Below are 12,883 nucleotides of genomic sequence, written 5' to 3'. Positions count from 1 at the left end.
CTTACCGAACCGTCGGCGGGTGCGTGAATTCTCAACCACTTCCGTACGGCAACCGAACACGCCCGCGCTGCCCCGAGCGGTCAGACGGCCCGCGGCGAAAAGGTCACCCTCTCCAGCGCGGCCCGCGCGGTGGCCGTGCGCTGCGCCGCCCGCAGGACCGCGTACCCGGCGAGGCCCCCGAGCGTGTTGGCGATCAGGTCGTTGACGTCGACGGAGCGCCCGTTGGCGAAGACGAGGTACTGGAGCAGCTGAAACACCTCGATCCCGAGGCCGACGAGAGCGCAGGCCAGCACGGTACGGCCGCGGTCGAGGCGGGGGAGCAGCAGTGGCAGCAGAAAGCCCAGCGGCAGGAACATGATGATGTTGGGGATCATGGAGAGGTCCGCCATGAGCAACGGGACGGGCTGGATCTGGCCGATCCACGCCGCCTCGTTGCGGTAGTCCCCGCCGTAGATCCACAGAGGAAAGACGGTGAGCGAGGCGACCGCCGCCGCGTAGAGCGCGGTGGTGAGGCGCAGCACGAGCGGGCCGCCCCGCCAGCCGGGGACCTCGCGCCGACGGCGGGCCAGCGCGACCAGGGCGAAGACGGCGAGTGCGGGTCCCAGCACGGCGGTGGCGGGAATCTGGATCTGGAAGTTCACGGGGCGCCCCCTGGGGCTCGCTGGCGGATCGTCGCCTCCGATCCTCGTCCGCGCCCGTACCGCCGGGGATCTGCCGAAGGACGGAGCCGGCCCGGACCGCTACGACTTTCGGCAGAGGGCCTCCGGGCAGGCGCTACGTACGCTGCCGGTATGTACTTCCCGCACTTCGCCAGAGGCTCCGCGCGGGCGCGCCGCGTCCTGCTGCGCCTCGGCGCGGTCCCGGTCGGGGCCGTTCTGGTGCTGGCGCTGGCCGCCGATCACCGCACCGGCGTCCACCGCTCCGCCATCGGCCCCCAGACCCTCCTGTCGATGGCCGGACTCCTCCCGGCGGCCGTGGTGTGGGCGGTGCGCCGGTGGCGCGGCGATCCCCGGGCCGTGGCGGTGGCCGGTGCGGTGGCGGGGGCGGCGTCCCTCGGGTGCAGTGCGTGGATGCGCGCCGTGGCCGGCCGGCCGGAGACGGCGGTGGCGCGCGCCGACGCCTACACCCTGTTCGAGATCGCCGCGCTCGTCGTGGTGCTGGTCGCCACGGCCCGGTACGGCGCGGCCCGGCCCGCCGCGGGGGCGTGCCTCCTGCTGTTCCTGGCCGTCGTCCTGCGCCCGGTGGCCGTGGAAGCGACCGAGAACAGCCTCGTCCTGACGCTGCTCTGCACGCTCACCGTCTGCGCCGGACTGACCGGGGCGCTCACGGCCCGGCTGGCGGCGGCCGACCGCCGACGCCACGCCGAACAGGTACGGCTGGAGCAGCGGCTCACCTTCGCCCGCGACCTGCACGATTTCGTCGCGCACCACGTGACGGGCATCGTCGTGCAGGCCCAGGGGGCCCAAGTGGTCGCGGCGTCCAGGCCGGAGGCGACGGTGCCGGCGCTGGGCCAGATCGAACGGGCCGCCTCGGAGGCCCTCCGGACCCTGCGCTACATGGTGGGCGGGCTGCGTACGGAGGGCGAGCCGGTACCGGCGTGCGGGGTGGAGCAACTCCGTACGCTCGTGGCGGCCTTCGCGCTGCCCGGCGGCGGTCGCGCCCGGCTCGACGAGGAGGGGCCCGTCGACCGGCTGCCGACCGCGGCGATGACGGCCGTGCACCGGGTCGCCATGGAGTCGCTGACGAACGTGCGCAAGCACGCTCCGGACTCCCGGCAGGTGTCCGTGACGCTCCGGGCCCTTCCCGGGGCCGCCGAACTGGACGTCGTCAACGACCGGTCCGGTGCGGGCGCCCCGACGCCGGGCGGATACGGTCTCGTCGGACTCGGGGAACGCGTCGCCGCCGAGGGCGGCGACCTGCGGGCCGGTCCCGACGGCAGCGGACACTGGCGCGTGAACGCCCGTATCCCCTTGGAGAGCGCGTGGAGGGACGGCCGGTGATCCGGGTGCTGCTCGCCGACGACCAGGAGATCGTCCGCACCGGCATGGCCATGATCCTGTCCGTCGAGGACGACATCGACGTCGTCGCCCACGCCCAGGACGGCCTCCGGGCCCTGGAGATGGTGGAAACGCACCGGCCGGACGTCGTGCTCATGGACATCCGGATGCCGCGCCTGGACGGCCTGGACGCGCTGCGCCATCTGACCCGGCCCCACGCCGCGCACCGACCGCAGGTCGTGATGGTGACCACCTTCGACGACGAGGACTACCTGGTCCGCGCGGTGGAAGCGGGGGCCGTCGGATTCATCCTCAAGGACTCCGGCCCACGGCTGCTGGTGGAAGCGGTCCGTGCCGCGGCCGCCGGGGATTCCCTGGTCAGTCCGTCGATCACCGTGCGGCTCCTGCGCAGGTTCCGTACCGTCTCCGCCAGGCCGGAGCCCGCCACCCGGCTCTCCCCGCGCGAGCGGGAAGTCGTCGTCCTGCTGGCCGGGGGTCTGACGAACGCCGAGATCGCCGCCGCCCTCACCATCACCGTGGGCACCGTGAAGACGCACCTCACCAACGTGCAGTCCAAGCTCGGCGCCAGGAACCGCGTGGAGATCGCGGCCTGGGCCTGGCGCAACGGCCTGGTGGGACCCGAAACCTGAGACCTGCGGTTCCTCCGCGCGGCCGTCGCGTGCCGGGCCCGGGCCGTCCCCCTCCGACGGCCGGGCCCACGCCGACGACCCGCCGTCACCCTTCGAGGACCGGGGCCGCGGACCGGAGACGCCGGCGCGTCCAGGCGCGCCCGGTCGCCCGGTACCAGGCGGCGGCAAGTGCGGTCCCGATCGCGGCTTCCACCAAGTCGCCCCCGTAGTACATCACTTGGGCGCCGACGTGCAGATCGCCGGCGACGAGGGAGGTACCGGGCGGCGGTGCCGCGTAGAGCGACTTGGCGAGCACGGCGTGCGCGACGCCGGCGGCCAGCAGGGTCGCCGCGCGCAGCGACAGCGGCCAACGCCGCCGCACGGGGTCGACCTGGCAGACAGCGAACGTGAACAGCAGCCCGGCCGCCAGGACGTGCGTGTGCACCGCGGCATGCAGCAGCGGGTGGTGTTGGGTCGCCTCGTACAGCTCCGTGCGGTACAGCAGCCACAGCCCTCCGACGTCGAGCAGCGCCGCGAGCGGAGGGAACGTCAGCAGCCGGACGGGCCGGGAGTGCGCGAGGGCCAGCAGACGCCACCGGGCCGCACAGGGCGGCAGGACGCGCAGGGTCAGGGTGAGGGGGCGGGCCAGGACGAGCAGCAGCGGAGCCGCCATGCCCACGATCAGATGCCCGGACATGTGCGCGGTGAACGGCCCGCCGGGCAGCGGCCCCACCCCGGCCCAGGCAACACCGGCACCACCGGCCCCGAAGGACACCACCCGCCACCGGGACCAGTCGTCCCCCCTGCGCCGCAGCCGCCCCGAGGCCAGTACGTAGGCGGTGACAGCCAGCAGTGCACCCACCGAGGACGACCAGCCCCACAGCCCGGGATCCGCCGCCGCGCCGGGATGCGCATGGGCGAACCTCACGACGCCGTCGCGCCCCGGGCACGGCGGGCCGCACGCACAGCCAGCACCGCACCGATCACGAGCAGCAGCACGCCGGCCAGATTCCACCCCCAGTCGTACGGAGTGACATCCACGCCGTACCGGATCTGGTGCAGCCGCAGCAGCTTGTGATCGACGACCCCGTCGAAGAGCTGGAAGCCGCCGAGCCCCAGGAAGAACCCGGCCCACGCGTGGTCCGCCGCCAAGGCGCGCCGACGGCGAAGATCCGCGAAGAGAAAGAACCCGGCGACCAGTCCCAGCACTTCCGCCGTGTGCAGCAAACCGTCCGACAGCAGCCCCACCCGGCTGGTGGAGCGGTCGTAGAAGTGGTGCCACCCGAGGATCTGGTGGAAGACGATCTCGTCGACAGCGGCCATGAACGCCACCCCGAGCACCGCGCACACCACCATGGACCTGCGCGGCTGGGGCGGATCCGGGGCGAGGGGCTGCTGGTGGACCGATCCGTTCATGAGACTGCCTTCCCGGTGTGCGGACGCCGACCAGCACTACGGCTACCCGCTCCGCACGCGGGTGAGCCCGGGAGACGCGGGCATTCGGCCGTGTGCGCCACGCACGCCCTGCGGGAGCGACAGCAGGCGGGTCACACCGACGATCCGGGCCACCGCCGGGCGCTCGGACCCACGAGCGGCGGCCCTGCGAGATGTCCCCGTGCCGCACCCCCAGCGTCACCGCCTGCCCGTACGCCGGACCGCCCCGTTCCGGAGTGCACCCACCCCCGAAGCGAGAGACAGTGAGAGGCGTGGTTCTCCGGACGCTCCCAGGCCGGAACCCTTGGAGTGTGCGGTGCGACCCGCGCGGGAGCCGAAGAACCGCGAAGGAGCCAAGGAGAACGAAGGCGCCGAGGAGAACGAAGGCGCCGAGGAGAACGAAGGGGCCGAGACCGACCGCGCGTCCGCCGTCCCCCAGCCGAGGACGCCCGATCGTGCGTGGAACACGTTTCACGGGTCAGGAGGATTCCTGTGCGAGGAAAGACCGAACCTCGCCCGAGACCGTCAATACACCCACGCCTCGCCTCGCGGACGCACGGATCCCGCGGACACGGACGGCAGCCGGATTCGCGAGGCGGGCGCCCGGGGGCAGACAGACAGCCTTCGGAGCTCCTCCCGAAAGGATCGCAATGCGCGCACTGACATGGCAGGGCAAGCGGGACGTCCGAGTGGAGACGGTTCCCGACCCGCAGATCCAGAACCCCACGGACATCATCGTCAGGATCACCTCGACCGGTGTCTGCGGCTCGGACCTGCACCTGTACGAGGTCCTCGGTCCGTACCTCGACCCCGGCGACATTCTCGGCCACGAGCCCATGGGCATCGTCGAGGAGGTCGGCTCCCAGGTGACGTCGCTCGTTCCGGGGGACCGGGTCGTCATCCCCTTCAACGTGTCGTGCGGACACTGCTACATGTGCGACCGGGGCCTGCAGTCCCAGTGCGAGACCACGCAGGTCCGCGAGCGCGGCACGGGCGCCTCGCTCTTCGGCTACACGAAGCTCTACGGACAGGTGCCGGGAGGCCAGGCGGAGCTGCTGCGGGTGCCCTTCGGCGACAGCCTGCCGATCAAGGTCCCGCACGGGCCGGCCGACGACCGGTTCGTCTACCTCTCCGACGTGCTGCCGACCGCCTGGCAGGCGGTGGAGTACGCGGCGATTCCGCCCGGCGGGTCGGTGGCCGTGCTGGGACTCGGACCGATCGGCCTGATGGCGGCACGGATCGCCCTGCACCGGGGGGCGGGCCTGGTCGTGGGCATCGACCTGGTGAACGAACGCCTGTCCCGCGCGGCCGCGGACGGAGTGAAGTGCCTCGACCTGCGCCGGCACGGCAAGGACCTCGGCGAAGCCGTCCGCGACCTCACGGACGGCCGTGGCCCCGACGCGGTGATCGACGCGGTCGGCATGGAGGCACACGGCGCCCCCGTGGCGAAAGCCGCCCACGCGGCCGTGGGACTCCTGCCCGACGCCCTCGGCGAACGGCTCATGGAAACCGCGGGCATGGACCGGCTGGCCGCTTTCCGGGCGGCGATCGACCTGGTGCGCAGGGGCGGCACGATCTCGGTGTCCGGCGTGTACGGGGGCGCGGCCGACCCGTTGCCGATGCTGACCATGTTCGACAAGCAGATCCAGCTCCGGATGGGACAGGCCAACGTCAGGCGCTGGGTCGACGACCTCCTCCCGCTGCTCACCGACGAGGACCCCCTGGGCGTCGACACCTTCGCTACGCACAGGCTGCCGCTCGAAGAGGGGCCGCAGGCGTACAAGACGTTCCAGGCCAAGGACGACGGGATGATCAAGACTCTCCTGATCCCCTGATCCCCTGATCCCCTGATCCCCTGATTCCCTGATCCTGTGATCCCCTGAGCCACCGCACGGCCGGGCTCGCTGCCGGAGCCGGGCAGCCGGAGACGCCGAGATGCGGCCGTGGGGCACGCGCGTACGCCAGCTCGGTCAGTTGTCGCCGGGACCAGAGCAGACCGGCCGGCTCCGATGTCCCCCAGCTGACCGGCGGGCCGCCAGTCAGCATCTGCCAGGCGGCCTCCGGCGCGCCGCCGAGGACGAGGTCCGCCCTGGGGCGGTGCAGGATGCGGAACGAGACGACGAGCTGGCGCTCCCCGGTGGGTCGTACGTCTGTGAAGGCGTCCGCCACCGGGGTCTCGCCGCTCTCGTCCCTGGCCGGGGCGAAGGTGCCGTCCTGCCAGCGCAGTACCGCGCCGGTCAACCCGTCGTAGTAGCCGCACCGTTCGTCCCGCACCACCCAGCGTGAGGGCGTGGACTCCAGCAGCAAGCGCGTGGGGGGACCTGGGCGACCTCTTCACCTTCACGCTCGCCCCGCCCCGCAGCCTCGTCCAAGGCATCGAGGGGGTGCGGGTCCCCGCGCAGGCGCTGCTCGGCCGACGCTCCTTCGAGTCGTTCCACATCGACCTGGTCACCGGGGTGCGGGTCACCGGCCAGGCGGAGACCGCCGCACCGATCGTGCCCCTGGACATCCCCGGTCTGGTACGTCCCGACTACCGCATCCACCCGCTGGCCGACAGCATTGCGGACAAGGTGTGCGCCATCGTCGAACGGCACCAGGAACGTCCGAGTACAAGATTTCCGTGACCTGTGCGATCTGACCCTCGTCGCCCGTTCGCAAAACCCCCAGGCAGCCAAGCTCCGGCAAGCACTCGACTCGGAACATCACCGCCGGGCACTGGGTCCGACGGCACTCTTCGAGGTACCCGACCACGAACTGTGGAGCGCCGGATACGCCAAGGCGGCCAAGGACGTCCCCGGCCTGGCATCCTTCCGCACCCTGACCGAAGCACTCCCACTGGTGAAAGCACTCATCGCCCCGGTCCTCGCGGGCCAGGCGGAAGGCTGCTGGAACCCGGGGGCAACTGCCTGGGAACACCGGAGTGGTGCAGAGGTGGTGCGCGGTTCCTCAATGGGTCTGGACAACAAAGAACCCCCGGACCGCTGGCCTGGGGGTTCGCAGTGGAGCGGGTGACGAGAATCGAACTCGCGCTCTGAGCTTGGGAGTCACCCTGTACTTCGGCCCGTGAATAGCTTCTGAACTGGGGCGATGGCCGCCTGGGGGTGTTCGCACACAGCTCCGGCGAAGCCCCTGGTGACCGCTGTTTACCGCCCCTACTGGCACGTTGTGGCACGAGTCTGTGTGCGGTATCCCGCGCGCCCCCTGAGGGTATTCGTCGTCGCACCGCCCGCCCTTACGCCTGAGCCATGGGTCAGCCCTGGCCGGGGCAGTGTGCCCGACTTGCAGACGTGTAGATGTTGCAGCATCAGCGTGAGCGCGCAGAAAGGGACGGCATCAGATCGCCGATGTCGTGAAGGGCGTCGACCTGTCTATTGATTCGGGCGTCATCGGAAGCCGTCGAAGAGAGCTGCAACCAGCACGGGGCGGCACTGTGGCGTACGCTCAGCCAGTTCCGGCGGAATCCCGCCGAATGGAAGAGTTCCGGCCCTTTTGTCCGGCCACGAGTGCGGACTGCATAATTCGGCCCTTACTCGCAGGGCGCCTCCTCTAGCGTGATCACATGAGCGAAGATCACCCCCTCTCACTGTCACCGCTTCGTGCTCTGGTGCCGCACCAGGAGTGGGCTGAACTGACGAGGTATCCGACTCAGCCCTACTTGGCCGGGCGGCTGATGCTGCGCCAGGGCGACGAGGGAACTCAGGTGCTAGCACTGGTGGAAGGAATGGTGAAGGTTGTCCGAACCGACCGCGATGGGCGGCAGCGACTGCTGGCCTTCCGCGGCCGCGGCGACATTCTGGGCGAGATGGCACTTGAGGGCGCGGGTGTGCGCATGGCCAGCGTATGGGCAATGATCAATTGCAAAGCCGCCCTCATTCCCGGGCAGGAATTCCGGCGCCTCGTGGACAACCACCGGCTCGGTTATCCGCTCGCCGTAATGGCCTCCCGTCGTCTGCGGGAGCAGACCGAGATTCATGACGGGGCTGTGCACCAGCGGCTCGCCGTGGCCCTGCTTCGCCTGATCGAGGTGTCCGAGGGGCAGCGGACCTTTGACCTCACCAGGGAAGAGCTGGCACAGCACATCGGTGTGGGCCGCAAGGCCGTCAGCAAGGCGCTGGAACGGCTCGGGCGGTGCCGGGTGGAAGCCGGGAAGAGCCGGATACGAGTGATCGACCTTGAAGGGCTGCGCGAGGCGATCACCGATAGCGCGGCCTCCGAAGCGCTGTGTGGTCCACGTCACTGCCCATCGGGGCCTGTGGCGCGGACCGTTCCCGCGCCCACTGTGAAGCTCGAATCGCGAAGCACTGCACGCACGAACGCCCCAGCCCGATCTCCGAGGGGTCGGGTGGGCTTCACAGAGGAGTGATATGCGCGAGTTCACCAGCGAACTGCCCCAGCGAATCTCCCGCCCCAACACCCACAGCCAGCCGTTGCCCGCCTACCGGGGCATCCTCGCCGTGGACGCCAAGGGCTTCACGGGACGCCCGGCGATCGAGCACGAAGCCGTCAGTCGGGTCGTGCCCGAACTCCTCAAGACCGCGTTGTTCAGGGCGGAACTTCAGGACCTCTGGGAGGACCGAACCTTCCCTGCCTCGACCGGCGACGGTTATATCTTCGGGTTCGACCCCACCCGTATGCCCTTCGTGATCCATCCGCTGCTGCTCATGCTTCAGGACGTACTGACGGACTACAACGTCCTGTCCTACGGCGCCGTGCCCATCAGGCTCCGGGCAAGTGTGCACGTCGGCCCACTGCCCGATACCCGGGATGAGTTCAGTGGCAACGGCACGGCGCGCAACGACACTCACCGTCTTCTCGACTCACGTCCCGTCAAGGCCGTACTCGCCTCTCACAAGGAGAAGATCACCCACGTCGCGGCGATCCTCTCCGACCGCTGCTACGAGGACGCCGTTGCCAGCGGGTACACCGGCCGCCATCTCGACCACTTCGTGGAGGTGGCGGCGACGGTCGAAGGCAAGCCGTTCTCCCAGCGGGCCTGGATCTACGTACCCCAGCCTTCCGGGCCGCTCTACGAGGAGGTCCCGGACGCTGTCACCACCGTGGAGCCGACGCAGGAAGGGGCCACTGCCCAGGCGCACGACGACACCCCGGCTCCGCAGGTGAGAAACAGCGCTCCCCACGGCAACCTCAACACCGGCACGGTCCACGGTGGACAGAGCGTGGCCAACCGCCATGTCGCCGGTGACTATGTTGAGGGCAACAAGGCCGGTCGTGTCCGCGGTTTCCAGGGAGATCAGGTCCGCGGAAACAAGTACCAGGGGCGACAGTGACCCCGGACGAGGAGCCGCGGGCGGTGGGGGCATCCGGTTCGGCACCGGCCGCGCCGCAACTCCCGCCCGACGAGGGGCGCTCGCCTACCGAGGCCGAGCACGACGTCCCCGAACTGCTCGACGCGATCGGCGCGGCGGGGAGGGGGCCGCTTTCATTTGTGTACGCCCCGCGAGGGAATTTCAACTCCGGGGCCGTCCACGGCGGCCAGCGTGTGCACAACGTATCCACGAAGGAGGGGCGGGGGCCGCGGGAAGGGCGGGTACGCGAGGGGCCTCTTCCGGAGGCGCAGGTGCGTGCCGCCGCTTTCGGGTTCGCGAGGCCCGACTGGTTCGGGGAAGCCCTCGCGGAGCTGAGGCGCGGGCCGCTCTTCCTGGCCGGGCAACCGGGCTCGGGCCGGCGTACTGCGGCACTCAACCTCCTGCGTCAGAGTTGTGGGGAAGGGGCCCTACTGCGGGCATTGGACAGCGTCACCGAACTGGACCGTTGGCAGCCCGCCGATCCAACGGCACGGGGTTACCTGATGGACGGCCTGTTTCCGTCACGGCCCTTAGGCCCGGGTGTCCTGGGGCACGTGCGCTCACTGCTGGAGAGAGCCACGGCGCACATGGTGATCATGCTGCCTGATGACGCGGCGCTGCTGCGCCGCCTCGAACAGGACCTGCATGTCCGTCCCGTTCGGTGCGTCCCGCCGCGTCCTGCCATGGTCTTCAGCAGCTACTTCGAGGAGTTGGTCACGGATGAGCGGGAGCGGAAGCGTCTGCTGGCGGCACTGACCCGTGGCCACGAGCTCAGTGACCTGCTGGTCCCGGAGCTGGTGCCCGCCGAGGTGGTGGAGCTGGTGACGGCCATCGTGACGGCTGACGGTGACCCGGACGCGCTCGGCGACCTGAGGGATCGGCTGAGCTACCGGGCCGAGCGGGACGTTCCCGAACTCGTGCGGAAGTTGCGCGATGACCCGGATGCCCTGGCCTTCCTGCTGGCCGCCTCCGTCTACGAGGGTTTGGACCATCGACTCGTCAGGGAGGAGGCTGCCCGCTTGCTGAAGCTGTCCGAGGGCCGACTTTCTGCGGAGCTTCCGCCGACGGACGCCTCGGGCTCCGAGAAGGCCGGCGGGCCCAACCCGAACTTCGTTTTCCGGCGGTCCCTGACTGAACTGCTGCACGCCGTCCGCGCCGTCCGCCAGGAACGCGTAATCAGCACGGAGGGAGCCTACGCGCACAGTGTGCAAGGGGTTGTGTTCGTCAGACACCGGCAGGCCGAAGCAGTGCTCAGGCATGTGTGGTGCGAGTACGGACAGTTGTCGGACCTTCTGGTCGAGTGGCTGCGCGGCGTGGAGCGCACCACCGAACTCATCCAGCCGGTGGGTCAGTTCATGGGAAGAGCAGCGAGGTGGGGAGGAGGCAGGCGCGCACTGCGGCACATCCAGGCTCTCGCCGAGTCGGATCGCACGACCAGCCGCCTCATCGCGGCGAACGCGCTGGGCATCGCGGCCGAGGACCCGGTGCTCGTCGCGGAGGTGCGTTACCGCCTCCAGCGCTGGAGCCTGGCAGCCTCCGTCCACCTGAGGACGACGGTGGCGTACACCTGCGGAGCCGAGTTCGGGCTCTCACGCCCCGACCTGGCACTGCGGCTCCTTCACGATCTCCTCCTCGGTGTGCGGAGTCGTCCTGACGACCCACGCCACGACGACGGCAAGGTCTTGCTGGCTGTACGGGTGGCGATCCTGAGCCTTTTCCGGGCTGGTAACGAGTTGAAGGTGTTCGGCCGGCTTGTCGAATGGCTGGAGGCGGAGCGATGCATCCCGGAACAGGTGCTTCTGCTGTTCGGTCAGTTGCTCCAATACCCGGCATGGTTCATGCCGAGACTCGCGGTTGAGACTCCGGAAACGGGGTGGATAGTGGAAATGGTCCGCCGTGCGTTGAATGCGGAAAGTTCGTTCGATACGACATGTGAGGCACTGATGCGGTGGGCCGATGGGTCGCGGTGGGATGAAGGTAATTTCCATGCAGTGGAGAATCTCTTCGCTGCATTGGCTTGCGACATGCAATTCGGCACATTCCGCTTGTTTGTGGAATTGGATGAGAAGGGCGCCGAAGGGTGGGCCGGATTGAACACGGCGCGGGCTTCCGTGAGCAACTGGCGCGCCGGTGAACGAGGGGAGGCAGCATGAGCGAGGAGCCAACCGAGCGTCTCTACTTCCGGGTCACCGGCCCGCCCTGGCGGGAAATCCTCCGTCGGCGCTGGTCCGCGTCCAGGGACTGGTCCCTGGTGCTCAGGGACGAAGCCGGGGACTATCGCCTCCTCGGCAGTGGCGGGGACCCAGACGACGCCGGTTCCTTCGTACCCGCGCAGGACGAGGCGGCTCCACCTGGCCTGGGCGGGCGGTACACCGACGTTTTCCGCGTGGACGCCACCGAGCATGTGGACACGCGGGCAGTCGGCCTCCCCACCGTGTACGGGACGGAATCGGTGGACCTGTGGGTCTCGTGGTGGGTCCACGACCCCCTACGCGTCGTGCGTACGAGGACCGCGCACGGCTGGCACGTCGTGCGGACTCGCCTCACCGGCGCCCTGTACCACTTGGCCGAGGCGCAGGCGGTGGCGGGCAATGGGCTGGGAGCCCCGGAGATCATGCAGCACCTCGGCGTGACACAGCGCCTTGACGAAACCGGGTTGAGCTACCGGGTGTTTGACGTGCGGCTCCGCGAAAGCGATGAAGAACTGCTGCTCGGCCAGGAGGAGGGCGAGGGAGTCCGCTACTCGTGGACGACCAGCCGACGTGGGGAGTACGAGTTCTGCCTTCAGGCACTGCACGCCGGGCCGGCGTCCCTGGCAGCGCTCTGGCTCCTCAGGCATCCTGACCAAGTGCGACAGGTGCTGGACTGGTCGGTCGACCACCAGAGCCTGCTGAGCCCCCCGCGCAGTGACTGGCAGGAAGAATTGGCTGTTCTGCTGGGCACGTTGACCGATCAGGAACGCAAAGAGATCTCCTACATCCTCAGGGACCGGATTTCCGCTCTGGGGCGCCCCGTCCCCGGCGGGGCCGTCTGACCCCGATCTGTGCTCGATAATCGAATACATGGGCGAGTGTGCTGTCTTCGGGCAGCACACTCGCTCTTTCTTTGCTTTGGGTTCCCCGGTCCCTGCTCTGTGATCGCAGTCACGTGTTTTCTGGTCCTCGGGAGCGGAAGCACGGAGCGAAACGCGGGACTCTCGATGCGTCCAGGAGACGGGAGCCCGATCCACTTTTCGGGAGCCCAGAGCATGGGAGGGCGGCATGCGAGCAGCAGAGAATCGCAATACGGACAATGTCATCGCGTTTCCCCTAATGCAGGAGACCACCGAACCGGTGGCTCCCCACGGAACGGCGTCGGATGCAGACCAGGAGGTGAAGGCGCCCCCGGCGACGGTTCTGAACGCCGAACGCGGGATCATCAACACCGGCGTAGTCCACGGCGGCCAGCACGTCACCGCCGTCGAGCTGTCCGGCCACGTTGACGGGGGAGCCGATGGATACATCTGAGATCCCTCAGG

At 69.5% G+C, this 12,883-nt stretch carries 13 protein-coding genes; 9 read left to right on the top strand and 4 right to left on the bottom strand.

What is annotated here, in order from left to right:
• Positions 1-80 precede the first annotated feature (80 nt).
• The gene (locus tag HNQ79_RS23115) at positions 81-641 is read right to left on the bottom strand and encodes a VanZ family protein (protein ID WP_185034086.1); all 561 of its coding nucleotides are present in this window, start codon (positions 639-641) and stop codon (positions 81-83) included.
• Between the two features lie 150 nt (positions 642-791).
• On the opposite strand from HNQ79_RS23115, the gene HNQ79_RS23110 reads away from it, so the two are divergent.
• Entirely contained in the window at positions 792-2,000 is a 1,209-nt protein-coding gene (locus HNQ79_RS23110; RefSeq protein ID WP_185034085.1) for a sensor histidine kinase, read from the top strand.
• Positions 1,982-2,647, top strand: a complete 666-nt coding sequence (locus tag HNQ79_RS23105; protein WP_229923266.1) for a response regulator — start codon at positions 1,982-1,984, stop codon at positions 2,645-2,647. The genes HNQ79_RS23110 and HNQ79_RS23105 overlap by 19 nt, the downstream gene beginning before the upstream one ends.
• Positions 2,648-2,732: 85 nt before the next feature.
• Here the strand turns inward: HNQ79_RS23105 and HNQ79_RS23100 are convergent, their stop codons facing one another.
• Both HNQ79_RS23100 and HNQ79_RS23095 read right to left on the bottom strand, forming a co-directional pair.
• On the bottom strand, positions 2,733-3,554 hold the full coding sequence (locus HNQ79_RS23100) for a cytochrome c oxidase assembly protein (protein WP_185034083.1): 822 nt from the start codon (positions 3,552-3,554) through the stop codon (positions 2,733-2,735).
• Entirely contained in the window at positions 3,551-4,042 is a 492-nt protein-coding gene (locus HNQ79_RS23095; protein WP_229923267.1) for a DUF2243 domain-containing protein, read from the bottom strand. The genes HNQ79_RS23100 and HNQ79_RS23095 overlap by 4 nt, the downstream gene beginning before the upstream one ends.
• Before the next feature lie 668 nt (positions 4,043-4,710).
• On the opposite strand from HNQ79_RS23095, the gene HNQ79_RS23090 reads away from it, so the two are divergent.
• Complete coding sequence (locus HNQ79_RS23090; RefSeq protein WP_185034081.1) at positions 4,711-5,895, top strand: zinc-dependent alcohol dehydrogenase; 1,185 nt, start codon at positions 4,711-4,713, stop codon at positions 5,893-5,895.
• On the opposite strand, the gene HNQ79_RS23085 is transcribed toward HNQ79_RS23090, so the two are convergent.
• Entirely contained in the window at positions 5,873-6,367 is a 495-nt protein-coding gene (locus HNQ79_RS23085; RefSeq protein WP_221508042.1) for a DUF6177 family protein, read from the bottom strand. The two genes, HNQ79_RS23090 and HNQ79_RS23085, sit on opposite strands and share 23 nt — an antisense overlap.
• Here HNQ79_RS23085 and HNQ79_RS23080 point away from each other — a divergent pair.
• From HNQ79_RS23080 to HNQ79_RS23055, 6 genes are all read left to right on the top strand, one after another.
• Positions 6,343-6,684, top strand: coding sequence for a hypothetical protein (locus HNQ79_RS23080; protein WP_185034079.1), 342 nt, complete (start codon positions 6,343-6,345; stop codon positions 6,682-6,684). The two genes, HNQ79_RS23085 and HNQ79_RS23080, sit on opposite strands and share 25 nt — an antisense overlap.
• Positions 6,685-7,619: 935 nt before the next feature.
• Positions 7,620-8,423 (top strand): Crp/Fnr family transcriptional regulator, encoded by an 804-nt coding sequence (locus HNQ79_RS23075; protein WP_185034077.1) that lies wholly within the window; start codon positions 7,620-7,622, stop codon positions 8,421-8,423.
• Position 8,424: 1 nt separating this feature from the next.
• Complete coding sequence (locus tag HNQ79_RS23070; protein WP_185034075.1) at positions 8,425-9,348, top strand: hypothetical protein; 924 nt, start codon at positions 8,425-8,427, stop codon at positions 9,346-9,348.
• Positions 9,345-11,519 (top strand): hypothetical protein, encoded by a 2,175-nt coding sequence (locus HNQ79_RS23065; RefSeq protein WP_185034073.1) that lies wholly within the window; start codon positions 9,345-9,347, stop codon positions 11,517-11,519. The genes HNQ79_RS23070 and HNQ79_RS23065 overlap by 4 nt, the downstream gene beginning before the upstream one ends.
• Positions 11,516-12,400, top strand: a complete 885-nt coding sequence (locus tag HNQ79_RS23060; protein ID WP_185034071.1) for a hypothetical protein — start codon at positions 11,516-11,518, stop codon at positions 12,398-12,400. Before HNQ79_RS23065 ends, HNQ79_RS23060 begins: the two co-directional genes overlap by 4 nt.
• Positions 12,401-12,626: 226 nt before the next feature.
• Entirely contained in the window at positions 12,627-12,872 is a 246-nt protein-coding gene (locus tag HNQ79_RS23055; RefSeq protein ID WP_185034202.1) for an S-type pyocin domain-containing protein, read from the top strand.
• Positions 12,873-12,883: the final 11 nt, after the last annotated feature.

It is taken from the genome of Streptomyces candidus (assembly GCF_014207445.1).
GTDB classification, from domain to species: Bacteria; Actinomycetota; Actinomycetes; order Streptomycetales; family Streptomycetaceae; genus Streptomyces; species Streptomyces candidus.
Note: the sequence above shows the minus strand (reverse complement) of the source record. Positions and strands in the feature narration are given on the sequence as shown.